Source organism: Butyrivibrio sp. XPD2006 (assembly GCF_000420865.1).
In the GTDB taxonomy this organism is placed as follows: domain Bacteria; phylum Bacillota; class Clostridia; order Lachnospirales; family Lachnospiraceae; genus Butyrivibrio.
In genome coordinates, this window is sequence record NZ_ATVT01000010.1 from 114569 (window position 1) to 138752 (window position 24184).

Here is a 24184-nt window from a genome sequence, read left to right on the forward strand (position 1 = left end):
AACATGAGAAAAAAGGAGAGGATATGGAACCGGAAGTATTGATTGAAGAATGGTCGCCTGTGGCAGATATACAGGCTTTTGTGGAAAAGAGCGATAAAAACTATTATTTTTATCTTTGGGTTAATCCTCACAGTGATGAGCCGGAGGTTAAAGCCTGCTGGATATGTAACAGGGTAAAGGCTCCGGTGGATATCAATGAAGCATTTGCCAATGAAGGTGAAGCACCATGCATGCCTGCAGAATTTGTGGACCACGATCCGGAAGGAGTCGAGCTTAATAAAGAGTCACTGTCCATCGAGTGGTTTGAGGAAGGAGATTCGGCAGCTGTTTTATCAGACGGCAAAATCATAGCTGTTATCCCTTCTTTTAGTGGATATAAAAGCTTCCCCGGATATTCGAAATATGCTAAAGGGACAGGCCCTTTTGCCTGGGAATTGAAAAACGCTTATTCCAGATTTGAAAGTGAAGTTAATAACGGCAGAGCTTTCCGGTCTTTCTTTGATCAGGAGGATTATTGGCCGAGGGTACAAGACTTTCATATGAATACGCTGTACAACTTTTTCGGTGAGGAAGAAAAGTATTATGCAATAGACGGAGGCCAGTTTCCGCCCAAGGCCCTGGTACAGGGAAGAAAAGGAAATACCATTTACGGTATCACGCTTGGCGTAAGTATGATTCCCATGCCAAAAGTTGAAATGGCATATCAGGATGACTATAAGAGTTTCCGCAGAATAGAACTGGGATTTGCTTGCAATGAAAAACATGAAGAACTTCTTCGGACAATAATTCCCGTGATGTCCGGGCTTTCTTCATATCCATGGAAATACCTGACCTTTTTTGGCCACGGCCACACTATACCATTCAATAACATAAAGGGATATGAATACATTCTTTTCCTGAATGACAGACTTTTGAAGAATACTGATTCGCCCAAATATGCGGACTTTATGGGTGAAAGTATAAATCTGCTCTGGCTTGTTCCGATAACTCAGAGCGAGCAGGAGTTTATTGAGGAAAAGGGAGTGGAAGAATACCTGAAGGATAAGGATGGCTCAAGGATTTATATTTTTGGTGATCATTAAGGGTGATTAGTCTTATGCTGATACGGAATCTTAGAGAAAATGAAATAGATCTGCTACGGGACTTTTTGTATGAAGCCATATTTATACCGGAGGGAGTTACACCGCCTCCAAGGGAGATAATAGAGCAGCCTGAGCTTAGAATTTACTATGAAAATTTTGGAACTGGCAAGGCTGATCATTGTCTGGTTGCGGAAGATGACGGAAGAGTGGTCGGAGCTGTCTGGACACGTATCATGGATGACTATGGGCATGTGGACGATGAAACTCCGTCATTTGCTATCTCATTGTACAAGGAGTATCGTGGTCAGGGGATAGGGACAAAGCTTATGACTGGGATGCTGGAAGAACTTAAAAGAAATGGTTATACAAGAGCCTCTCTTGCTGTGCAGAAAGCCAATTACGCAGTAAAAATGTATGAGAAAGTAGGCTTTAAAACTGTGGATGAAAATGACGAAGAATACATAATGGTCAATAATAACTGTTGACAGTGAGTTGTCAGTCAATTATACTAACAACTAATAATTTTCAGAAAGCGAGAAGCTATGACAAGAAACAGTCTCATCAAGTTTTAGGTTTGATGGGGCTATTTTTATAGCTGCTGCTATGAAGGAAAGAGGGAGGCGTAAATGGAACAGAAGAAGATCAAGTACAGAAAAGCTCGTATAGAAGACGGATATGAATGGTATAAGTTGCTTGACGATGTGTGGCGTGTTGCATACAGCCATATTTTTCCTGAGAAGTTATTTGAAGTACGTGAGAGCGCGATAGACGAAAGAGCTAAAGGATTTACCGAAGAGAAATTTCTTGGTGATAGGAAAATAGCTTATGTTGCAGAAGCAGGCGGAACAATAGTTGCCTTGATGTTCGGTGTATTGGATTCGAATTATGAATACTTTAAAAACGACTACGCTGATCTCGTTGGGCTTTATGTTCGTCCTGAATATCAGGGTATGGGTGTAGGTACTATGTTAAAAGACATTTTCACCCATTGGGCAAAGGAAAATAAGGCAGATCAGTATGTCATAGGCGTATTAAAAGACAACGCTAAAGCCCGAAAGGTCTATGAATCCTGGGGCGGAGTACTGTCTGAACATGAGCATGAATTTATGCAGATGGGAGTCGGATATCCTGAAGTGTTCTATACTTATGAGATATAATATATTGAGCTGTATATAGCATATGAAATGAGAGAGGACTAAATGAGTATTTTTGATTTGTTCAGGAGAAAAACGGATAAGAATACCGTTAACGTGAGTAAGCCTGTAATTGACACATATGAGAGTAAGAAAATATCACCGCCTGATACGCCTTTTGTGATGGAAGAGGACAGATTTGATCCGGATAAACTGTTAAGGGCATGGCAGGAAGCAGATAAGGGTGTAGAGACCATATTGGTTGATGATATCGAAGTGGTTGATTACCGGGAATGCTTTGATACAATGATGCAATCATTTTGGAAGAATATCTGCAAAATTGATAATTATATTCAGAAGTATTGCGTGGATGAGCTTAATGTCAAAACAGAAGCCTGGAAAGTGGAGCTGGTTTGGTTATCAACAAAAGAAGGAGAGCTCGAACTTGCCTACTGGGGGGTATATATGAATATTGAGCTTACAGCGGTATGCAAGTATCAGGACGGTGATTGGAATGTGACAGAAGTATATTACTGCTGAACTAAGTTCGGAAGGGGATAAGGGAATGGAACTTAAGAAAATACCGCATAGATTGACAGTTTGCAAAGTGAAAGAAATCTCTGACATAGATATGGATGCAGAGATCTATTTCATCGGTAAGACAGATGAAGAACTGTCGCTGGTGTGCATTACGGAAAATACTCCTTCAAAGACGATAGAACGTGATGATGGATGGAGAGGATTTCGCATTCAGGGAACACTTGATTTTTCACTGGTTGGTATACTGGCCAAAATATCCGGAATTCTTGCAGACCATAAGATCAGCATTTTTGCTGTATCAACTTACAACACCGATTATGTTCTGGTAAAAGAAGAAAACTTTGACAGGGCTTTAAGTATATTGGGGGCTGAAGGATATTCCATCATATGAAATATAGAATGACAGAGCGAATTATTGATGAAGAAATAAGATTATCTAAGCTCTCATGGGGATTGCTACTACATAGCATATAAGGGGACATTGGTAGGGGATGTTTCGTTAAGAGACAATGCAGACGTTGCTATTGTTGTGTGCAAAGAGTTTCAAAATCAGCATATTGGTAGACGATGTGTTGAAGATATGCTTAAACTTGCGAAAGAAAAAGGAATAGACACTGTTAAGGCCAATATCTACTCCTTTAATGAGCAGAGTAGGAGAATGTTTGAAGCTGTCGGGTTCAAAAAGATAGATGAAGAATGGTACGAATACCAAAGCAGATAATTGGAGTATGTTAGCAAGGATTATATTCCAGCATAACTTACTAAGGAATATTTTATAAAAGAGAATCAAGACACATGGTTGATCAAATTGAATTACAAAAAATACATCATTGCCTTAGAATAATCGAAAATATAAAGAAACAGATAGGTGCTGAGGAAGCAGCTCGTTATGTCGAAAAAGCTATAGATTTAACTCGGCAATGGCTGAATGATAAAACGGATGTATCTCAAAAGCTGTATGATCTTTTAGATGATGAAGAATGCAGTTTTACATTGTATCAGGAATCTGAAAAAGATGAGTATATGATTGATGTATGGAACTGTATTATTGATGCGGTAGCGTATATATGTCGGAAGATTTATGAAGAACAGGGTGCGGATTATTTTCCTGAGCCGATTGAATTGGTTGATGAAGACACCTATTCAAGACTGTTAGCAGGTTATGAGAAATGTATGAAACAGTAAATTACAGTTTTATAGACAAATGGGGGTGCGGAGGTTGCGATGAAGAATTATACACAGGTATATGTAAAAAACAGTTTTGAAGCAGCAGAAACATACTGCAAAGCTTTTGGAGCAGAAATAACCCGCGAGTTTAAAAACGAAGATAACACCGCTTATGAGCACTGTGAACTGTCTGTAAACGGGGAAGGTTTTTTGGCGTTGGCAGAAGCGAAAAATCCTTGTGATATAGAAATAGTACATAAATACAAGTGGGAAACTATGACTTTCAACGTTTTTGAAATGGGAACAGAAGAAGCGGTTTATAATGCTTTTCAGGTTTTGAGCGCTGGGGGTGTAGTTATCGAACCTATCGGAGAACTTCCGTGGAGTAAATGTTGTGCCACCGTTATTGATAAATACGGTGTGTGTTGGTGGATAGCAATTTAACAAATTCAAATTTGTAGAGCGATTAAATTTCAGGATAACCGAGAAAGATGAATTTGAAGGGATAAAATATGTTTTTTGGTGTAGAAGATTTAAAGACAGATGAAATATTTTTAAAACTAACTAAAACATGTGAGGAACAACCTGAGAAGAGGTGGCTCCCAGCTTATTATTTGGATATTTGTTTAGTGGATGGAACCACGATTGGAAAATGCGATTTAAGGATAGGACACAATGACAAAACATATATTGGCGGCAACATCGGCTATGGAATTGATGAACCTTATCGCGGGCACCATTATGCCGCCAAGGCATGTAAACTTCTGTTTCAACAGGCGAAGAAACATGGCTTGGATTATTTGATTATTACATGTGATCCGGCTAATGTAGCTTCTTACAAAACTTGCGAGCATGCAGGCGGTATATTTATTGAGACAGCAAATATTCCAGAAGATAATGAAATGTATGCGGAGGGTAAACGAAAAGTGAAAATCTATAGGTTTGATATATAAATTGGAATATATTGCAGGAGAAAAACGGAGAGTATTATTGAATATGAGCAATCCTTGGGAAGAAATAAGCTTGAATGATTATGAGAATCATATGAGCCTTGATTCTGTTAAACAACTCCAGATTATGAATTCAATAATGAAGGAGCAGTTTGAAGATTATCCGGTTTCAACGGCTATGGTTCTTGGAGTCGCCGGTGGTAATGGCTTGGAACATGTAAGCCGGGATAAGTACCGGACTGTTTATGGAGTGGATATCAATGAAGAATTTCTTCGAACAGTTTCGGAACGATATGCACATTTGTCTGATGTGTTGAAATGCTTGAAGATAGATCTGATTGGCGATGCGGATAAGCTTCCCGGAGCGCAGCTACTGATAGCAAACCTTCTTATAGAGTATATTGGGTATGATGTATTTCAGAGAGTGGTTTGCAAAGTAAATCCTGAATATGTTTCTTGTTTGATTCAGATCAATGTGGATGATAAGCAGTGGTTATCAGATTCTCCGTATTTGCATGCGTTTGACGGGCTGGATGAGGTACATCATCAGATGGATGAGAAATCTCTTTTAACAAAAATGCAGGAAATAGGATATAAGGACATACTCCAAACAAGGATCCCGCTTCCTAACGGAAAGGCTTTTATCAGAATGGATTTTCAAAATGGAAAATTGGGATAGAACGATAAACCGGAGTAAAGCATACTATCGCAGGAGGGGAAATGGGGTATAGGATTAGAAAAGCAATTACGGATGATGAACAGAAAATTCGTGAATTGTTTATAGAGATGCTAAAGACAATTTATCATACAGAAGAAGTGGATGGCTACGAATCCGGCTATTTGGATCGATATTGGACAAATGGAGAGGATGTGCTTTTTGTAGCTGAAGATAATGAGGTTGTTGCATATTTAGCTGTGGAAGTTCATCGGGAGGATGAAATGGATTATGTCTATCTTGATGATTTGTCTGTCACAGAGAAATATCGCAGTCAAGGTATCGGCAGTTCTTTGATCCACGAAGCAGAGTCTTATGCACAAGAAATTGGCATACAGCACATTCTTTTTCATGTTGAAAAATCTAATACTGAAGCATTTCGATTATATGAAAGGCTTGGCTATAAGATTTTTCGTGATGACGGCAACAGATATTTGATGAAGAAAGATGAGATTCATATAGCGGAAGAGCGCATTACTACTGAGGAATACGTTGATTTTTTAAAGAGAACCGATTTGGGGGCACAATATCCAAAAGAGCGTTTTGAAGACCGAATCAGGAAGCTTGTTAAGAATGTTTCCATCAGTCTGATTGCGCGTAATGATGAAGGGCTGATTGTTGGGGCTTTGTTTGGACTTACGGATTTCTGCTATTGGTTGTACGTGACAGACCTTGGCGTGGACAGAAATTATGAAAGGCAAGGCATCGCGACAAGGCTCATGAAGACTGCACATGAAATAGCCGGTGGAGAAAAAGATATAGCCGTATATCTAATTGCCAATGAAGAAGCTGTAGGCTTTTATGAGAAGATAGGAATGAAAAAGGCTGATGAAGTAATGAAATACAACCACATAGAATGGACAGAATGGACAGTATGAGCAATATAAAGACTGGGAAGTTCGTTTATAAAAATGAAGACAGCATGAAAAAAATGCATGAGTTCTACGATAAGACCCTTGCATCTCTTGACGTACCATATTCGGAAGATTATTTTGATTCATCTTTCGGTAAAACCCATTGCCTTCTTGTTGGTGATCCTGATAAGCCAAGAATATGTACAATTCATGGTGGAAACGGGATTACAACGTTGAATCTGAAACTGTTTCTTCCGTTGCTTCAAGAATACTGTATCATTGCGCCGGATGTGATCGGGATGCCCGGGAAAAGCGATCCATACAGGAACATAAGCAGCAAGAAGGATGAGTACGGACTGTGGATCAAGGAAGTACTGGATCATTACAAAGAAGATCGGATATCCTTTGTTGTATCATCCTACAGTTCCGCTATGTTTCTTTCATTTGCAAAGATGTATCCGGAGAATGTAAGAAGCGCCTTGCTTCTGGTTCCGTCAGGAATAGCACATGGCTCGGTCCTGCCTATGATGGGCAAGATGGTCGTACCGTTTATGAAATACTATTTTAGTCCTTCCGGGAAAACACTTGATGCAGTGATTGAGTTCATGGGAGGAAAAGGGGATCCGGTATGGAGAGAATTCTTCGATATCATGATGTCATCATACAAGATGGAGATGAGACCTCCCAGGGAATATAAGAAGAGGGAGATGATATCGTTTAAGGCTCCTCTTCTGATAATCGCATCGGAAAAGGATATCTTTTTTCCGGCAGGCAGAGTATTCAGAAGGGCAAGAGAAATCTTTGCGGGACCGATTACTACAATAGAGATAGATAGCAAGCATTTACCATCAGATGAAACTATGGCAGATGTATGTAAACGGACGATAGAATTTCTTATGAACTCGTAACTAATATAAATTCCAGTTTCGGAGGGGATTCTCTGATGGTGATGTCTCTATGATAAAAAGTATGGCAGTTGGGAGATTCAGATATATGGAAAAGGCACAGATCAGATTTTTGGAAAAAGCAGCAAATGAAGGATTTAAAGGGCTGGAAATCAAGCAGTATGACGGATGGGAGCTCAGGTTTTCTGAAGGATATACAAGACGTGTTAACTCAGTAAGTGTATATGAAGACGGAGAACTTGATGTGGATGAAAAGATTGCATATTGTGAGAATGAGTATAGATCCCATGGACTTCCGTGCATTTTCAAAATCACTGATGCGGACAGAGAGCTTGCGGATAAACTTCTTAAACGCGGCTATATCATCACGGCTCCCACGGATCTGATGATACTGAAACTGGATGAATATCAGTCAGATAATACGGAAGAAGTTTTGAAAAATGTAATATTCAGTGCAGAACCCGATGCCTGGTATGAACCATATTTTGAATTCGAAGGTCCGAAGGATGCAAAGAATCAGGAGCTTTGCAAAAGAATAAATAACAGCGTTACTCTTGATAAATTGTTTGTTAAGGTTATGCATGATGGCAGTACTGCAGCGGTTGCATCAACTGCAACAAATGAGGGATACAGCCTTCTGCATAATGTTGTTGTTAACGAACCGCTTCGAGGAATCGGGTTGGGCGAGAAGCTGTGCAGAGCAACTATAGAGAAGTCAAAAGAACTCGGTGCGAAGTATTCCTATCTTCAGGTTATGCAGGAAAACAAAACGGCATTAAATCTTTACAAGAAGATAGGATTTGTGAAACTTTATGAATATTGCTATCTGAAAAAAGATTGTAATTGGAAGATAGTTCCAGAAGCCGTAGAACAAATTGGAGAAAATAAATGATAAAGAGGTTAGCAGATGGCATCAAGTAAAGACTATTTGGAATTCATATTAGAGCAGCTGTCAGGGCTTGATGATATAACGCATCGTTCCATGATGGGAGAATATATCCTGTATTATAGAGGCAAGGTGTTTGGCGGTATCTATGATGACCGCTTTCTGGTGAAGCCTACAAAGTCCGCCAAAGCTATGATGCCTGATGCGGATATGGAACTTCCGTATGAAGGAGCAAAAGAGATGATCCTTGTTGATGGTGTTGACAACAGAGAGTTTATGAGAGAACTCGTAGAGGCGATGTATGAGGACTTGCCGACGACAAAGAAGAAATAACTTTCAGCTTAAAATGTCTAACAGGGGAGAGTATGAAGACTATCATTAAATCAGATATAGTAAGTGCATTAAAAAGTGTTGGGCTCCAGAATGGTGATTCAGTAATGGTACATACATCACTTGGACAGATTGGATATGTATGTGGTGGTGCACAGACTATTATTGAAGCTTTGATTGATGTTGTGGGGCAGAATGGAACTATTATGATGCCTACACAGTCATGGAAAAACCTTGATCCGGAAACAGGAGTTCATTGGGATGCAGATGAGGCTGACTGGGATACAATACGCGAAAACTGGCCGGCATATGATAAGGTGATTACTCCGACAAACACTATGGGTGCGGTTGCCGAAATGTTCCGTTCATGGCCTGGAACATTAAGGAGTGACCATCCTGCCAGATCTGTTGCGGCTTGGGGAAAGAATGCTAAGTATTTAACTGAGAACCATGATCTTTCGAATATATTTGGAGACTCATCACCAATTGGGAGGCTTTATAAACTTGATGGGAAAGTTTTACTGATTGGAGTTGATTATGATAAGAATACTTCCATTCATTTAGCGGATGCGCGTGCAGAATACTCAAGCAAACATACTTGCATTGAACACAGTGCAGTCATGGAGAATGGTGTTCGTGTCTGGAAAGCTTATGAAACATTGTATGTTGATGGAGAGGACTTCAAAGATATAGGAAGGGCATTTGAAGTAGCCTATACTACATGTAAGGTAAAAGTGGGCAATGCTGACATAAAGCTGATGAACCAGCGTGAATTAGTAGATTTTGCTGTATCGTGGATAGAATGTAACAGAAAATAACTTTCAGTTTTATAGACGATGACATAGTGCGGGGCGGAATTTTAGAAATATGCCTTAACAAGATGTGTTTGTTTTCAGAAGGCATATTTTTTATATAGTATTGATCTTTGATTTGCCTTTGTATGCCTTAAAAAGCCCTTTGTATCTATTAAAGGCATAACATTACGTATGGAAACCTTCACTGGCACCAAAATGTATGCCCTATAGCTAAATTTTTTCTTCTATAAGGCATACATTGAAAATATTTTCATTTTTTGACTAAACCATCAATAATTCCCGAATTTAGTCACTCTTTTTGGAGCTTCTAATGATGTTTGAGTATGGAAGTGAAAACTACAAGTGGTGGAAAGAAAAGGATTATCTGAACATGATAAAAGAAACTACCATCACGGAAGACAAGAACAAGGATGAGATTGTAAACGAAATATATTTCAGAGTATGTAACGGATGATACATTCCCAGTTTTAAAGAATTCATTGTTCATCAAAACAGAGGAGGAGCTGATATGAACGCAAGGGAGTACTTAGAGATTTTACATGTTGCTGAGAGGCTTAAAGATACGCCTCGTCATTGCACTACAACGAAAAGAAGAACGGAGAGTGTGGCAGAGCACAGTTGGCGGATTTCGCTCATGGCATTTCTTCTTAAGCATGAGTTTGAAGATATAGATATCAATAAAGTTGTAGATATGTGCCTCATTCATGATCTTGGTGAGTGCTTTACCGGCGATATTCCGACATTTATAAAGACTGATTCCGATAGAGAGGTTGAGGATTCTCTTTTGAACCGGTGGGTTAAATCTCTTCCGGAGGAACTATCCGGGGAAATAGCTAATCTTTATAAAGAAATGGATGCCCAAGAAACTAAGGAGGCTAAGCTATACAAATCATTGGATAAGCTGGAGGCCTTGATTCAACATAACGAATCTCCAATTGATACATGGTCTGAAAATGAGTATGAACTCAATAAGACCTACGCATTTGATACAGTATCTTTTTCAGAATGGCTTACTGAACTTAGAAAGGCGATTCTTGAAGACACCTTAGAGAAGATTGAAAATGAAGAGGCGAATGTTTGAAGCTGTTGGATTCAAAAAGGTAGATGAAGAATTCATGACAGAATGGATGGATAAGTTGATGGACATTGTTTATAAAAGATTATCAGAGAACGAATTGAACAGGATCATAAAAATGAGAATAGATCAGCTGACAGAGGAATACACATCAGAGGGAAAAACTGTACCGAGTGATGTAAATCTTGAAGAGGCTCTACTGGATTTTTATAAAAGGAATATGACTGCAGGAACCTATATTTCCTGGCTTGCATTTGATGGTGATAAGATAGTCGGAACCAGTGGAATGTCTTTTGCGGAAAAGCCGCCATACTTCACATGCCCTTCAGGGAAATTAGGTATCTTGTCCAGTATGTATACCGATCCGAACTATAGGCGGATGGGAATCGCTACAGGGTTGCTTGACAGGGTAGTAAAAGAAGCAAAAGACTATGGCTGCGGAACAATCTACATTACAGCGTCGAATATGGGTGTAAAGCTGTACGAATCATATGGGTTTAAGCACAATGGAAATTTCATGCAGTACAACTTTTGATCAGCGTTATAGCGAATTAAGATATCAGTGAGGATTTGAAAATGGGGCTCATTCATTTTGGCAAGAAACAGAAATCTATAAGCAAAGACATCCCTTTTGACCCCGACAAACAGATAGCTGTAATTAAGTGCAGTATCTGTACCGGAGAGCAGGTGGCAGGTTTTAAGAGTAAAGAAGATGGTCATTTTACCGAGGTAATGCTGATAAGAGATGCTAAGGATCTGGAAAAGTTTAAGGAAACTTACAAAATAGAAGAGATAAAAAAGGAATACTAAATTAATATTAGATAATGATTGTGATTACATTTCTTCAACTAATGCTTTTTATAACAATAATATGGATTATTACCCGCTTGGTGGCAGCAATTATAACAAAGTCATTTTCAGTAAAACGTGAAATTCTGCTGCTTTTAGTCTACGTGTGCATCGTTGTTATCTTCAGATTCACATATTTCGAATTTTATACGGTGAATGGAAATATACAACTTTTAGGGTTGGGCTTTGAAGATAATATTCATGATATGATTAATATCATTCCATTTTATTTCCTGGTAGATCGATATCCTGGTTGGAAGATGAACATAATTGGAAATATTGCAATGTTCATACCTGTTGGGATTGTGTGGCCTATTTGCTTCAAAAAACTTGATACGATTGGAAAGACCATATTGGCAGGAGCCGGTTTTACTCTGTTCATCGAATTGACTCAACTGTTCTGCCTGGGACGACATACAGATGTTGACGACTTGATGTTAAATACGTTTGGCGTGGCGATTGGCGCGTGTATTGTATTCATGACTCGGAGAAGAAAACAGCTGGTCAGAACCATTCGACTTAATAACATAGATGGAGAAAGTAAAAAATGATCAGTGAATTACAGCTATTTATTCCCCGTCCTGAAGACGGATGGTTCTATGTGAAAATGATGTCCGACCCGGAGACTATGGCTTATAATGCGCCTTGGTTTCCGCCTGACGGATGCATCCCCGAACCGGAATCCGAGTGGCTTGATCTACAGAAGTTCTGGATTGGAAAGACGCCTGAGAGATTCTATGCTTTTCTGCAAAGAAAGAGTGACGGAGCCTTTGTCGGAGATGTGAATTATCACAAGAATCCGGACCGGGATTGGTGTGATATGGGAATCGTAATCTACGCACCTGAGAGAGGAAAAGGCTACGGAAAGCAAGGACTTAGCCTTCTTTTGAATCGCGCTTTTAATGTGGACGGAGTATCCTGTCTACACAACGATTTTGAAGAGACTCGCAGCGCAGCGTATAACATACATAAAGCTGTCGGCTTTAAGAAAATCGGTAGGGCTGACGGGATTATTCATTTAGCGATTACCAAAGAGGACTATCTTAGCTATGAAAGATTTTTTGAGAGAAAGCTTCAGTTACTCAGCGATTTATAAAGAGATCGGGAAAGTCCCCAAAATAATCACTCCCGAGAAAATCTCTTACGGCTCAGATAAAAATCAGTATTACTACTATTATGAGCCGGATAAGGTGAAGTCGGATAAGGTCATAGTCTGGATCCATGGAGGCGGCTGGAATGCCGGTACGCCTGAGGACTTTGATTACATGGGACAGCGCTTTGCGGATGAAGGCTATCGCTTCATATCGATGGGGTACAGGCTCTCTACGCAAAAAAAGTACCCTGCCCAGATTGAGGATGTATGTGCCGGATACAATCATGCGATTTCGTATCTTAAGGGGAAGGGAATTGATACATCCAGGATCATTATTTGCGGACCCAGTGCAGGAGCGCATCTTTCTTCAATCCTGACTTTCAGTAAGGCAGACCAGGAGAAGTATAATGTAGATGTATCAGGAGTTATAGGCTATGTCGGCTGGGGCGGACCCTATTGCTTCAACGATAAATCTTCGCTTGTGCTCAGGATTCTTGAGAATCAGCTGTTCCCCAAAGGGTATGACAGAAGAGAGGCTGAGCCGATAGCTCTTTTGACAAATAACCATATCCCCATGTTGCTGATACAGAGCAGGCATGACGGGCTTGTGGATTTCTCGTTTGCGGAAGACTTTCGCGATAAGGCGCTGGAACTTGGTATGCAGTGTGAACTCTATGAAGTGACTGATGAACTCAACACGCATTCCTGGTATACTGCAGGAGTATTTGCCAAGAGACGGGAAGAAAATAAGAGCGTTGATAAGTTCTTTAACTGGGTGGAGGAAAGATAACTCAAAAGACAATGAAGATAAGAAATTCGACTAACAATGACTTAACAAGAATAATGGAAATCTATGCTTATGCCAGGAAATTCATGGCTGAACACGGGAATCCCAATCAGTGGGGGCCGACAAACTGGCCTCCGGAATGGCTGATAAAGGAAGATATAGAAAAGGGATGCAGCTATGTGTGCGAGAATGATAACGGCAGCGTGATCGGAACTTTCTTTTTTAATCAGGGAAAAGAGATTGAGCCTAATTACATTGATATTGAAGACGGCAACTGGACCGGCAGCAGTACATACGGAGTCGTGCACAGGATTGCATCAGACGGCTCTGAAAGAGGTGTAGGTTCTTTTTGCTTAAAATGGGCATTTGATAAATGTGGAAATCTTCGCATTGATACCCATGGAGACAACAAGGTTATGCAGAATATGCTCAAAAAGAATGGCTTTGTTCATCGTGGGACCATTCATGTAGATGAAGACGATAACCCAAGGATGGCCTTTGAAAAAATAAGTTGAAGCACCTATAAGGAGGAAGAATGAAATACGGCGAGTCTTTGTTTGATATTTGTTACCTTCTGTTTGCAATAATAAGCGGATGCATTATCCTGAAAAGATCTAAAGACACTATGGGAAAACTCATGGGATATGCAGCGTTGATACTGGGCTGTGGCGATGCGTTCCATCTTGTTCCAAGGGTGCTTAACTATTTCGTGGACAGCGACTTTACTGTGGCACTTGGAGTGGGCAAGCTCGTAACTTCGATTACCATGACAGTCTTTTATGTGCTTCTTTATTACCTGTGGATGCGCGTATATAAGATCAATGAGAATAAGAAACTGACTGTGGCAGTATGGACACTTTCTGTCATCAGGATTATTCTGTGCCTGTTTCCGCAAAACGGGTGGCTTAAAAATGAAAGCAGCATAACTTGGGGCATTATCAGGAATATTCCTTTTGTGATCCTAGGGGCTGTGATCTGTTATCTGTACTTTGTTAAGAAATCAGAAGACAGAATCTTTCGCCTGATGTGGCTGTATATTCTGTTGTCATTCCTGTTCTATATCCCGGTAGCAGTGTTTGCAGGGCTCGTTCCAATGCTAGGAATGCTCATGCTGCCGAAGACAATCTGCTACATTCTTATGATCATAGCATTTTTGAAGAGAGTAAAGACTGCATGAAAAGAAAAATACTAATCCCGGTAATTTCACTGATATTGCTGGCGGGACTTACGAGCACTCTTTTATATACCGGAGTGATACATATAAATAATCCTTCAAGATCAAAGTATCCAGTTCGTGGAGTTGATGTTTCTCATCATCAGGGAGAAGTTGACTGGGACAAGCTCTCGAAGGAGGATATCTCTTTTGCTTTTATAAAAGCTACCGAAGGCTCACAGTATAAGGATGAGCAATTTGACAGGAACTGGGGCAAGGCAGCAGCCACTGAATTAAGGATCGGAGCGTATCATTTCTTTAGTCTGGATTCATCCGGAGCCGATCAGGCTGAGAATTTTTGCAATACGGTAGAAGCGGTAAAAGACATGCTTCCACCGGTGGTTGATGTTGAACCATATGGGAATTATCAGGATCCGGGACAGCTTGATAAAGAGAAAATGATGGCAGAGCTGGGTGACTTTCTGATAGGTGTTGAGTCATATTATGGGCTAAAGCCAATTATTTATACCACTGAAGAGTGGCTGCCTGTTTTGGAGGAGAAGTTCAGTGATTATGATCTGTGGATCAGAAACGTATACGGTAAACCCGATCCTGCAACAAACTGGACATTTTGGCAGTATTCCAACAGGCATGTGCTCTCCGGGTATTCAGGAACAGAGCGATATATCGACATGAACGTGTTTTATGGTGGTGAGGAAGAATTTCGCTTGTATTAGGCAGATTCGAGAAAGCCTTATTCAAATGATTTCTTGATCTGATCCAGGAACTTCTCTGCAATAGGAGTAAAAGTCTGGTACTTGTTCCATATAAGATAAAGATCGGAAGTGAGTTTTGGGGAAAGTGGCCTGAATACCAGGTCACTTTTTTCTGTGTTGATCAGATCTTTAAAGGTTAGAAGTATGCCGAGGTTCTCTTTGGCAAATACACTGGCATTGTATGAAAGTCTAAAAGAGCCTTCAAGTTTAAGCTCAGAGAATCTGTCTTTTGCCCAGGATTTGATCTCGTTATTCCAACTCTGTTCAGATACAAAAAGAGGTTGCCCCACAAGGTCAGAAACTCTGATGGTTTTCTTCTTGGACAGCGGATGCGAGGCAGATATTATTGCGCCCCATACATCGGCCTGCGGGAATTTTACAAATTCATATTTATTGCTGTCAGGTGTTTCGCACAGCACGGCAAAATCAAGAATGCCCTTGTCGAGCTTCTCTGTTACCTGCTCAGTATCTCCGCTGGTTATGTGATATGTGAAATTAGGGTATTTGTCTTTTAACTTATGAATCTCTCTCGCAAGATATCTGATCTGATAGCTCTCAGCCAGACCAAAATAAATATCACCACCGGTTATGTCGTCCAAAGTATTGAATTCCTGCTCTATCTTATCTGACATAGCGACAAGGTCCTGAGCGCGATCGCGAAGGAGCATTCCTTCATCTGTGAGTGAAATACTGAAGCTGTGCCTTACAAACAGTTTTTTCCCAAGCTCTTCTTCCAGAGCTTTGAGTGTCTTTGAAAGAGTGGGCTGAGAAACGTGGAGTTGCTCTGCGGCCTTTGACATGTTTTCTTCTCTTGCGACTGCAAGAAAATACTTGAGATTCCTGATTTCCATGAAAGCTCCTTTCTATTGAGAAGGATAATATGATATTCCAAAAATGAATATCATGATATTTATTTTATTCATTAGCGAAATTCAGGTCAAGGCCTTAGTATTGAAATTGGAAGGAGCACTAAAGATGGAAACAATAAATATTCTTGAAAACCTTTCAGATATGGGCTGTGATGAGAGACAGACATCATCTATGAAAAAACTGTATGAAGAAGGTGACAAAGAGACCTTACTACGCAATCTGAGACAATGCCGATGTCATTTGATGGATGAGCTTCATGATAGCCAGAAAAAAGTAGACAATATGGATTATTTGATAAGACAGATTCAGAAGGAAAAATGATTATTAAGGAGGAAAAGAAAATGATCAAAAAAGAAGAATTAAACCTGGTAACCGAGTGGGATAAGACCTTTAAAAAGAGCGAGAGTGTAGACCACAGCAAGGTTACATTCGTAAATAGATACGGCATCACACTTGCTGCAGATATGTATGTTCCAAAGAATGCTGAAGGAAAGCTTCCTGCCATCGCTGTATCAGGACCTTTCGGTGCGGTAAAAGAGCAGTGTTCAGGCCTTTATGCACAGACAATGGCGGAGAGAGGTTTTTTGACAATAGCATTCGATCCCTCTTTTACGGGAGAGTCAGGCGGAAACGTGAGATACATGGCATCTCCGGATATCAATACTGAAGACTTCATGGCTGCGGTTGATTTCCTCTCATTAAACGAGAAAGTAGACCCGGAGAGAATCGGAATAATAGGCATTTGCGGATGGGGCGGAATGGCGCTTAATACTGCAGCGCTTGACACCAGGATCAAAGCTACGGCAGCTATGACAATGTATGACATGACAAGAGTAAATGCCAAGGGATATTTTGATTCTGAAGATAGTGAAGAGGCCAGGTATCAGAAGAAAGCTGCTATGTGTGCTCAGAGACTTGAGGACCTTAAGGCAGGCGAGTACAAGCTTGGCGGTGGAGTGGTTGATCCTCTTCCTGACGATGCACCTTTCTTTGTAAAAGACTATTACGACTATTACAAGACTACCAGAGGATATCACGGCAGAAGCCTTAATTCCAACGGTGGATGGAATGTGATAGGTTGCGAATCTTTTGTGAATCAGCCAATATTAAAATATAGCAATGAGATCAGAAGTGCTGTCCTTCTAGTTCACGGAGAAAAAGCTCATTCATGCTATTTCTCTAAAGATGCGTACGCAGATATGATCAAAGACAGTAAGTATGCGGATAACAAGGAACTTATGATAATTCCGGATGCAGTGCACACAGATCTCTACGATGGCGGAAATAAGGATTACATCCCGTTTGACAAACTGCAGAGCTTTTTTGAGGAATACTTGAAATAAGGATGGTGACGATATGAGCAGAGTATTAGTGATTTCAACAAGCCTTCGCGCAAAGAGTAATTCCGATATATTAACAGAAAAACTTATAGAAGGTGCCAAGGCTGTAGGACATGATGTTGAGCACATAAGCCTTAAGGGAAAGAAAATTGGGTTTTGCATCGGATGCCTTGCCTGCCAGAAAACGCAGCAGTGTGTTATAAATGATGATGCAGTGGAAATTGCTGAAAAGGTAAAGAACGCAGATACATTGGTCTTTGCTACACCTATATATTACTATGAGATGAGCGGGCAGATGAAGACTCTTTTGGATAGGCTTAATCCTCTCTATCCGTCTGATTATAAGTTCAGGAATGTTTATATGCTCTCTGTTGCAGCTGAGGATGAAGAGTTCGTGCCTGAAAAGGCTGTCAGTGGACTTCAAGGCTGGGTGGATTGCTTTGGTAAGGCAAAGCTTGCAGGTTCATTGTTCTGCGGTGGAATAGGTGATCCCAATGAAGCGAGTGGAAAGAATGAGGAATTAAATGAAGCCTATGAGTTTGGAAAAGAGCTTGCATAATCTTTTAAAAAAGTCACAGCTGCTTGTTATGCTGGTATTGGTTTTTACGACTATAACTTCCTGCGGTAGAAGTGATACATTCAAGGATGCTCTGCTAGAGGAGGATAGTGCATTATTAATCAGCAACGCTTCCGAAATTGTAACTGTGTCTAAAAACGAACCCACAATTGAAGAAACAGTGATAGAAGCAGATGAAATGAATGAGGAAAAGGCCATGGTTTTATATATCAATGATGAAAAGGTAAATGTAAGCTGGGAAGATAACAGTTCTGTTGATGCGTTAAAAGAGCTTGTTTCATCCGGCCCTTTATCGATTAACATGTCAATGTATGGCGGTTTTGAGCAGGTGGGCTCAATTGGACAGAGCCTTCCAAGAGAAGACAAGCAGACCACAACTGCATCCGGCGACATTGTTCTTTATTCAGGTAATCAGATGGTGGTATTTTATGGTTCAAACAGCTGGTCATATACGAGGCTCGGGCATATAATTGATAAAGATGACTCGGAGATAGAATCTCTTTTATCAAATGGTGATGTTACGATCACGTTAAAGACGGATGATAATTGATGGACTTAAAGAAACCAAACACCCTCAGTAACAAGTCAAAAGGCATTATATGCATTTTGTTTGCTGCACTTGGCTTTTCGTTTATGACGTTTTTTGTCAGAATATCAGGAGATATACCGACGATGGAAAAGGCATTCTTCAGGAATGCTGTTGCTATCGTCGTTTCTCTTTTTATGCTTGTGAGGACAAAAGAGAAGATCAGCATAAAGAAGGGGTGCGGTGGAGATATCTTTTTCAGATGCCTGTTTGGCACCAGCGGACTCATAGCAAATTTCTATGCGATAGATAGACTCAACATAGCAGATGCGAATATGCTCAATAAACTATCGCCCTTTTTCGCGATTCTCATTTCTATACCGATATTAAAAGAAAAACCGAAGAAGATAGACATCGCTGCAGTAATAATAGCCTTCCTTGGCGCTATGCTGATCGTAAGACCTTCAGGAAATAACATGCAGCTGGTACCGGCGCTGTTAGGCTTATACGGAGGCTTTGGCGCAGGAACAGCCTATGTATTCGTCAGAAGGCTTGGCAAGAAAGGCGAGAGGACACCGATCATTGTTCTCTGCTTTTCGGCGTTCTCAACTCTTGTAACCATTCCTTTTATTGCAATGAATTTTGTAGCCTTACAGCCATGGCAGCTTCTATGCCTTGTTATGGCAGGACTTTCTGCGACCGTCGGACAATTCGGAATAACCTCTGCATATAAGTTTGCTCCGGCAAAAGAGATTTCGGTGTTCGATTATACACAGGTGATTTTTGCAGCAATTCTCGGAATGCTGTTTCTCGGTGAAGTTCCGACAGTTTTATCTTTCATCGGTTATGCTGTGATCATCGGAGTTGCCGTGTTCAGATGGAGATACAATCTGAAGGAAATCTAAAGCAACAATTCTTAACATAAATGCTTCTTAAATGTTAACTTTGATTGGTGTGAGTCAATGGGGACGTTTCAGATTGACTCACATGATAAAATAAATCCTTCAACTACGTGATGCGTAGTTGAAGGATTTTTATTTGAAATGTAATTAACTGTTTTTTAGTCTGTCTATTTCTGCCTGGAGGGCAGCAATTGTAGTGTTTGCTGCATTAAGCTGATCTTTCGTATCATTGAGCTGATCTTTTGTCTCATTCAGTTCATCCTGAAGTTCATCAATCATGTATTTAACTGTGTTGCGGTCGAGGATTTGAAGTTCTTTAGAAAACATATTAATCATCCTTTCCGTGTTCAGACACATGCTATATAGGTCTTCGTATAGTGGTTTGAAATATGGATAATCATCTATGAGCTTGATTATATGCTCCGGCTCATCACATCCAAGAAACGTAAGCCAAGCATCAAGCTCACTCTCTATACCATTATTATGTAGTTTATCCAGGAAAATATCAACCGGAACAAAAATGAAATTTTGTAGCATATTTAGTGAAAGTCCGCTGTCTGAGACAGTGAAGAAAGTATGCACATACTGATTTTTGAATTTATCATACATCAAGTTATTTGATATATTTTCATTCATAAACCGAACATCGTTCTTTTTATTATTGACAAATATCTCGAGGTAAGGTTATATTGAATTAACAGAACGATATTCGGTTTATGGAGGTGAAGAACATGGCTAATGAAAAAGTACTGTTCCAGGCAGGATACTACGAGTTTAACAAGGATGCAGGGCTGAACTTTCAGCTCAACAGATTCTATACCTACGGAGTCTTTTCCAAAGATGAGCTGATGGATATCGGAGGCAGGATAGACAGCTTCGAGAAGTGGATTTCTCTTTTCATGGAAACCGGAGAGAAGGCAGAACAAGAAGGTGAACTGCTTAAGGCAGCTACATGTTATCGAGCAGCCCAGTTTTACACGCTGAGCGGAGAGAAGGATTCTGAGGGCAGGAACCTTAAACATGTGCTGTACGACAAATGCATGAAACTTTATAATGAGTACTATGAGAATATTCCTTATCTTAAGGTGGTAAGGATTCCGTACAAGAACTATGAACTGCCGGTCTATTACGCAGAGTGTGAGCATTCCAAGGGGACCATTGTGATCCACGGCGGATATGACAGCATAGCACAGGACCTTTTGGCTATGCTTCCGTATTTCTACGAATTATCATATAACGTGTATTTCTTTGAAGGCCCCGGGCAGGGTGAAGTCCTGATGCACCATGATGTCAGGATGACACCGGAGTGGGAGCATTGCACCGGCGCGGTTCTTGATTACTTTGGATTGGATGATGTAACGCTTATTGGCGTTTCACTTGGTGGATATCTTGCAACAAGAGCAGCTGCTTATGAAAAGAGAATTTCCCGCCTTGTAATGTATGATCTAATCTATGATTTTTACGGAGCAATATTAAGCAAGATGGGGAATTTCGCGAAGCTCTTCGATTATCTGACAAGACATCCAAAGAATATTTTATGGAAGTCACTTAACAGGAAGTTTGACCAGAAATACTTTACCAAGTGGCTCCTCTTACAGGGCTATGCTATCTATGAGAATGTGCATACGCCGTGTGAGTATTTTAATCATATAAGACTTTATAACACGAAAGAAGTATCAAAGCTGATCACCCAGGATACACTGGTGCTTGCGGGCGAGGCTGATCTCTATACCGTATTCTATCAGGATCAGCTGGACGCACTGGTTAATGCACGCAGTGTAACGGGAAGACTTTTTACAAAAGAAGATCAGGCAGACCACCACTGTCAGATTGGCAACATGGGGCTTTTGCTTGATACCATCGCAGGATGGATTGAGGAGAAAACGGATGGCAAGGAAAGCAGTACTTGAAGGCGGCAAACGAGATGAGATTATAATGACCGCAATGAAACTGTTTTTTGAACATGGATATGAAGCGACTTCAGTCAGGATGATAATGAACGAGGTTGGCGGCGAGATAGGAATGTTCTATCACTATTTCAAGTCAAAAGACATGTTGTTTGACATGGTCGTCGAACGATTTTTTAAGGAGTACCGTGAGAAATTTGAAAAAGTTCTTTTAACATGCAATACGCGTGAAGATCTGGTGAAGATGCTGACTCCGATTTACGAGAAATCCATGGAGGATTTTGATAAGCTCAAGGGAAACATCCACTGGACGGTTCAGTCTGCGATGCATGAAGGAACTCTTATGGCGCTAAAACCTGCTATTCAGTCGCTTATTGAAAAGTGGGATGTAGGTAACAAGGCTGATCCTGAAATACTTGCAGGTCAGGTCCTATTTGGATTGTCCGCAACAATTCATTCAGAAGCATTTAATAAAATGGAACCGGCCGGCAAAGAGAAATGCATTTTGGATTTCATCGGAAGAATAATGGACTGATAAAGTTCGCAGTTCTTTTATAGAACTGCGGACTTTTTTGCTATGAGGAATGGCTAAATGTGCCGAGTTGTTTGACAGTTAACGAGCGTTAGAATATAATTGGTAACGATAGTTAGAAATCGCAAGGCGAGAAGGGGGCTATATGGCAAGAACTAACGCTAGAGAACCTTTGATTCGGGCAGCAAGAGATCTTTTCTCTGAAAAGGGATACGACGGGACCGGTGTGGATGAGATAGCAGAGTCCATTGGCATTAAGGGGCCAACCATATATAAATACTTCAAGAATAAAGAGGATCTCTTAAAAGCAGTTATTGACTGTGCGGAAGATGAGTACATAAAAGGCATGGGAATAAACGAAAAACTGCCTGACATGATTAATTCAGGAACTGAGCTTAAGGCATATGTTTTGAAAGCTTTGCAGTTCACGCTGAAAAATGACACGGCCAAAAAGATGCGAAGGCTCATAACTATGGAGCAGTACAGAAATGCCACCTTGGCGAAGCTCACTACCAGGCATCAGCTTACGTATCTTCAGAGTGTCTATGCATCGATTTTCAAAAAGATGATGGAACGCGGACAGATGATGCAGGGGGATGCAGACATTATTGCGCTTGAATTCATATCCCCGATTACGATCATGGTACAGCTATTGGATAGAGAGCCCAGGAAAAAGAAGGAGGCTCTTTTGACAATTGAAAAGCATATAGATGTTTTTTTGGAGAGATATGAGTTTGTTTAAGAGGAGGAAAAATGAAAGAGTTTGAGAATATTGTAATTGGAAAGAGCAGCATTCCGGCCTTGAGCATCACGATCATTCTTATGATTGCGATGACTGTCGGCTTTTTTATTTATTGGCGACTTAAAAATAAGCAGAGAACAAATATCAGTTATCTGATAGCGGGAATCGTCGGATTCATGGTTTCGGCACGTGTCTTGGAGCTCGGAGTACACTATTTCTGCATCATCATGGACAATCCTGTTTCAAGGTTTATCAGCGGAAGCACAGCCGCATACGTGCTTTACGGAGTCACGATGGCAGGCGTCTTTGAAGAGTGCGGTAGGCATATTGTTCTCAAATATATTATGAAAAAGAATCACACCCGTGAAAATGCGGTTTTATATGGCATAGGTCATGGAGGCATAGAGATACTGGGAGTTATTTTGCCTTCAATCATCACCTGTCTTGTTGTTGCAGTAATGTTCACTAAAGGGCCTTTAGATGTGGCATTGGCTTCACTTAATATAACAGAAGAAACCGCTGCAGCTGCGCTCCCTACTGTTAAGATGGCTTCTGAGTTTAGCTACGGCATGATGGCCTTGAATGTTATCGAGAGATTACTTGCGATGCTTTTACATATTTCGCTCACGGTCATTGTATTTTACGGTGTGGTCAGTGGGGAAAAGAGATATCTTCCACTGGCAATTGTCTTGCATATGCTGATGGATACTTTTGCCGCGCTATATCAAAGAGGCGCTGTTCCGCTTTGGTCAGTTGAAGTCTGGGCTGCATTCTGGACTGTGGTAAGTGTAGTTATTGCAGTCAGACTATATAGAAAAATGGCAGAAAGGTGAATTGCCGAATGTATAGGTTTAGTACTAAAGGGATACGTAGTAAACGAATTCATATCGATGCAAACGGGCTTAGAGTGCCTCTTTTGATTTTAAAACCTCTGACTGAGCCGGAAAATGCTCCAGGAGTTTTGTGGATCCATGGAGGCGGATACATGACCGGAATGAAGGAGATGGCTTATATCGGAAGGGCAGCCGATCTTGTAAGAAATCACGGCGCGGTTGTGATAGCTCCCGGGTATCATCTGTCGCTGTTTCATCCTTATCCGACAGCACTTAACGATTGCTATGCCACGCTTTTGTATATTAAGAATCATGCAAAAGAGCTTGGAATAAACCCCGACCAGATAATGGTTGGCGGAGAGAGCGCCGGAGGAGGACTTGCTGCAGCTATCTCAATGCTGGCAAGAGATAAGGGCGAAGTGAAAATTGCTTTTCAAATGCCGCTGTATCCAATGATTGATAATTTTGATACAGAAAGTTCCAAGGATAATCACGCCAAGGTCTGGAACACAAGAAGAAACCATCAGGCCTGGGCTGTATATTTGAGAAAAGACGCTAAGAAAGAGGTGTCTCCATATGCAGCTCCTTCAAGGCAAACGGATTATTCAAACCTTCCGCCTGCTTATACTTTTGTATGTACTGCAGAGCCCTTCTATTGTGAGGCACTGAAGTATATAGATGATCTTAAGGCTGCAGGCGTAGAGGCGAAAGTTGATGTATACGAAGGAATGTATCATGCATTTGATATGAGCGAACCGGAGCATCCTACTGGAAAAGAGGCTATAAAGAATTTCAATGAGATGTTTGCTTACGCCAAGGAACATTACTTTGCAAAGCAGGAGTAG

General features: G+C 40.7%; 36 protein-coding genes and 1 pseudogene. 35 read left to right on the forward strand and 2 right to left on the reverse strand.

All coding sequences use genetic code 11. The features are described 5' to 3' along the window. The first annotated feature begins 23 nt into the window (after positions 1-23). The 25 genes and pseudogenes from G590_RS0112210 to G590_RS0112330 all read left to right on the forward strand — a co-directional run bounded on the left by G590_RS0112210 (position 24) and on the right by G590_RS0112330 (position 15071). On the forward strand, positions 24-1082 hold the full coding sequence (locus G590_RS0112210) for a suppressor of fused domain protein (protein WP_026494113.1): 1059 nt from the start codon (positions 24-26) through the stop codon (positions 1080-1082). A gap of 14 nt (positions 1083-1096) precedes the next feature. After that, entirely contained in the window at positions 1097-1567 is a 471-nt protein-coding gene (locus G590_RS0112215; protein WP_022765955.1) for a GNAT family N-acetyltransferase, read from the forward strand. Between the two features lie 141 nt (positions 1568-1708). Continuing rightward, positions 1709-2239, forward strand: coding sequence for a GNAT family N-acetyltransferase (locus G590_RS0112220; RefSeq protein WP_022765956.1), 531 nt, complete (start codon positions 1709-1711; stop codon positions 2237-2239). Between the two features lie 42 nt (positions 2240-2281). Continuing rightward, the gene (locus tag G590_RS0112225; RefSeq protein WP_022765957.1) at positions 2282-2755 is read left to right on the forward strand and encodes a hypothetical protein; all 474 of its coding nucleotides are present in this window, start codon (positions 2282-2284) and stop codon (positions 2753-2755) included. Positions 2756-2780: 25 nt separating this feature from the next. Next, positions 2781-3146, forward strand: a complete 366-nt coding sequence (locus G590_RS0112230; protein ID WP_022765958.1) for an ACT domain-containing protein — start codon at positions 2781-2783, stop codon at positions 3144-3146. Between the two features lie 66 nt (positions 3147-3212). Next, positions 3213-3476 (forward strand): annotated as a pseudogene (locus G590_RS19405) (GNAT family N-acetyltransferase); the annotation flags it as partial. A 74-nt stretch (positions 3477-3550) separates the two neighbouring features. Further along, entirely contained in the window at positions 3551-3940 is a 390-nt protein-coding gene (locus tag G590_RS20720) for an Imm6 family immunity protein (RefSeq protein WP_022765960.1), read from the forward strand. Positions 3941-3979: 39 nt separating this feature from the next. After that, positions 3980-4366: a VOC family protein gene (locus tag G590_RS0112245; protein WP_022765961.1), complete on the forward strand. Its 387-nt coding sequence runs from the start codon at positions 3980-3982 to the stop codon at positions 4364-4366. Positions 4367-4434: 68 nt separating this feature from the next. Then, positions 4435-4875 (forward strand): GNAT family N-acetyltransferase, encoded by a 441-nt coding sequence (locus G590_RS0112250; protein ID WP_022765962.1) that lies wholly within the window; start codon positions 4435-4437, stop codon positions 4873-4875. A 43-nt stretch (positions 4876-4918) separates the two neighbouring features. Further along, positions 4919-5551, forward strand: a complete 633-nt coding sequence (locus G590_RS0112255) for a class I SAM-dependent methyltransferase (RefSeq protein WP_026494115.1) — start codon at positions 4919-4921, stop codon at positions 5549-5551. Positions 5552-5592: 41 nt separating this feature from the next. Further along, positions 5593-6465: a GNAT family N-acetyltransferase gene (locus G590_RS21120; protein ID WP_022765964.1), complete on the forward strand. Its 873-nt coding sequence runs from the start codon at positions 5593-5595 to the stop codon at positions 6463-6465. 44 nt (positions 6466-6509) lie between these two features. After that, positions 6510-7349, forward strand: a complete 840-nt coding sequence (locus G590_RS0112265) for an alpha/beta fold hydrolase (protein ID WP_196802494.1) — start codon at positions 6510-6512, stop codon at positions 7347-7349. Positions 7350-7434: 85 nt separating this feature from the next. Further along, positions 7435-8238 carry a GNAT family N-acetyltransferase gene (locus G590_RS0112270; RefSeq protein ID WP_196802495.1) on the forward strand — a complete coding sequence of 268 codons (804 nt, stop codon included), beginning with the start codon at positions 7435-7437 and terminating at the stop codon, positions 8236-8238. Positions 8239-8253: 15 nt separating this feature from the next. Further along, complete coding sequence (locus G590_RS0112275; RefSeq protein WP_022765967.1) at positions 8254-8565, forward strand: TfoX/Sxy family protein; 312 nt, start codon at positions 8254-8256, stop codon at positions 8563-8565. Between the two features lie 32 nt (positions 8566-8597). After that, positions 8598-9380, forward strand: a complete 783-nt coding sequence (locus G590_RS0112280; protein WP_022765968.1) for an aminoglycoside N(3)-acetyltransferase — start codon at positions 8598-8600, stop codon at positions 9378-9380. A gap of 307 nt (positions 9381-9687) precedes the next feature. Continuing rightward, the gene (locus G590_RS21360) at positions 9688-9831 is read left to right on the forward strand and encodes a hypothetical protein (RefSeq protein WP_155828761.1); all 144 of its coding nucleotides are present in this window, start codon (positions 9688-9690) and stop codon (positions 9829-9831) included. A gap of 54 nt (positions 9832-9885) precedes the next feature. Then, entirely contained in the window at positions 9886-10458 is a 573-nt protein-coding gene (locus G590_RS0112290; protein ID WP_022765970.1) for an HD domain-containing protein, read from the forward strand. After that, positions 10439-10987: a GNAT family N-acetyltransferase gene (locus G590_RS0112295; RefSeq protein WP_330361677.1), complete on the forward strand. Its 549-nt coding sequence runs from the start codon at positions 10439-10441 to the stop codon at positions 10985-10987. The genes G590_RS0112290 and G590_RS0112295 overlap by 20 nt, the downstream gene beginning before the upstream one ends. 41 nt (positions 10988-11028) lie before the next feature. Next, entirely contained in the window at positions 11029-11262 is a 234-nt protein-coding gene (locus tag G590_RS0112300; protein ID WP_022765972.1) for a hypothetical protein, read from the forward strand. Positions 11263-11303: 41 nt separating this feature from the next. Continuing rightward, positions 11304-11852 (forward strand): VanZ family protein, encoded by a 549-nt coding sequence (locus G590_RS21940; RefSeq protein WP_242829781.1) that lies wholly within the window; start codon positions 11304-11306, stop codon positions 11850-11852. After that, positions 11849-12397 (forward strand): GNAT family N-acetyltransferase, encoded by a 549-nt coding sequence (locus tag G590_RS19425; RefSeq protein ID WP_022765974.1) that lies wholly within the window; start codon positions 11849-11851, stop codon positions 12395-12397. The genes G590_RS21940 and G590_RS19425 overlap by 4 nt, the downstream gene beginning before the upstream one ends. Continuing rightward, positions 12351-13184 carry an alpha/beta hydrolase gene (locus G590_RS19430; protein ID WP_022765975.1) on the forward strand — a complete coding sequence of 278 codons (834 nt, stop codon included), beginning with the start codon at positions 12351-12353 and terminating at the stop codon, positions 13182-13184. The genes G590_RS19425 and G590_RS19430 overlap by 47 nt, the downstream gene beginning before the upstream one ends. 11 nt (positions 13185-13195) lie before the next feature. Then, positions 13196-13696 (forward strand): GNAT family N-acetyltransferase, encoded by a 501-nt coding sequence (locus tag G590_RS0112320; RefSeq protein WP_022765976.1) that lies wholly within the window; start codon positions 13196-13198, stop codon positions 13694-13696. A 20-nt stretch (positions 13697-13716) separates the two neighbouring features. Next, positions 13717-14358, forward strand: a complete 642-nt coding sequence (locus tag G590_RS0112325) for a hypothetical protein (RefSeq protein ID WP_022765977.1) — start codon at positions 13717-13719, stop codon at positions 14356-14358. Continuing rightward, positions 14355-15071, forward strand: coding sequence for a GH25 family lysozyme (locus tag G590_RS0112330; protein ID WP_022765978.1), 717 nt, complete (start codon positions 14355-14357; stop codon positions 15069-15071). The genes G590_RS0112325 and G590_RS0112330 overlap by 4 nt, the downstream gene beginning before the upstream one ends. 17 nt (positions 15072-15088) lie before the next feature. Here the strand turns inward: G590_RS0112330 and G590_RS0112335 are convergent, their stop codons facing one another. Next, entirely contained in the window at positions 15089-15961 is an 873-nt protein-coding gene (locus G590_RS0112335; protein ID WP_022765979.1) for a LysR family transcriptional regulator, read from the reverse strand. A 124-nt stretch (positions 15962-16085) separates the two neighbouring features. Here G590_RS0112335 and G590_RS0112340 point away from each other — a divergent pair, with 124 nt between their 5' ends. The 5 genes from G590_RS0112340 to G590_RS0112360 are packed head-to-tail and all read left to right on the forward strand — an operon-like array spanning position 16086 to position 19328. Next, positions 16086-16301: a hypothetical protein gene (locus tag G590_RS0112340; RefSeq protein WP_026494118.1), complete on the forward strand. Its 216-nt coding sequence runs from the start codon at positions 16086-16088 to the stop codon at positions 16299-16301. Positions 16302-16321: 20 nt separating this feature from the next. Continuing rightward, a complete protein-coding gene (locus G590_RS0112345; RefSeq protein WP_026494119.1) occupies positions 16322-17323 on the forward strand; it encodes an alpha/beta hydrolase in 1002 nt (333 codons plus the stop codon). 13 nt (positions 17324-17336) lie between these two features. After that, positions 17337-17879 (forward strand): flavodoxin family protein, encoded by a 543-nt coding sequence (locus tag G590_RS0112350; RefSeq protein ID WP_022765982.1) that lies wholly within the window; start codon positions 17337-17339, stop codon positions 17877-17879. Further along, positions 17845-18447, forward strand: a complete 603-nt coding sequence (locus tag G590_RS21675; RefSeq protein WP_022765983.1) for a cyclophilin-like fold protein — start codon at positions 17845-17847, stop codon at positions 18445-18447. Before G590_RS0112350 ends, G590_RS21675 begins: the two co-directional genes overlap by 35 nt. After that, entirely contained in the window at positions 18447-19328 is an 882-nt protein-coding gene (locus G590_RS0112360; RefSeq protein ID WP_022765984.1) for a DMT family transporter, read from the forward strand. The genes G590_RS21675 and G590_RS0112360 overlap by 1 nt, the downstream gene beginning before the upstream one ends. A gap of 144 nt (positions 19329-19472) precedes the next feature. On the opposite strand, the gene G590_RS19435 is transcribed toward G590_RS0112360, so the two are convergent. Next, positions 19473-19961 (reverse strand): coiled-coil domain-containing protein, encoded by a 489-nt coding sequence (locus G590_RS19435; RefSeq protein WP_051142152.1) that lies wholly within the window; start codon positions 19959-19961, stop codon positions 19473-19475. Between the two features lie 95 nt (positions 19962-20056). On the opposite strand from G590_RS19435, the gene G590_RS0112370 reads away from it, so the two are divergent. From G590_RS0112370 to G590_RS0112390, 5 genes are all read left to right on the forward strand, one after another. Next, the gene (locus G590_RS0112370) at positions 20057-21235 is read left to right on the forward strand and encodes an alpha/beta fold hydrolase (RefSeq protein ID WP_026494120.1); all 1179 of its coding nucleotides are present in this window, start codon (positions 20057-20059) and stop codon (positions 21233-21235) included. After that, entirely contained in the window at positions 21213-21767 is a 555-nt protein-coding gene (locus tag G590_RS20725) for a TetR/AcrR family transcriptional regulator (RefSeq protein WP_051142153.1), read from the forward strand. Before G590_RS0112370 ends, G590_RS20725 begins: the two co-directional genes overlap by 23 nt. Before the next feature lie 142 nt (positions 21768-21909). Beyond that, positions 21910-22506 carry a TetR/AcrR family transcriptional regulator gene (locus G590_RS0112380; RefSeq protein ID WP_022765987.1) on the forward strand — a complete coding sequence of 199 codons (597 nt, stop codon included), beginning with the start codon at positions 21910-21912 and terminating at the stop codon, positions 22504-22506. 11 nt (positions 22507-22517) lie between these two features. After that, positions 22518-23339: a YhfC family intramembrane metalloprotease gene (locus G590_RS0112385; RefSeq protein WP_022765988.1), complete on the forward strand. Its 822-nt coding sequence runs from the start codon at positions 22518-22520 to the stop codon at positions 23337-23339. An 8-nt stretch (positions 23340-23347) separates the two neighbouring features. Beyond that, a complete protein-coding gene (locus G590_RS0112390; protein ID WP_026494121.1) occupies positions 23348-24184 on the forward strand; it encodes an alpha/beta hydrolase in 837 nt (278 codons plus the stop codon).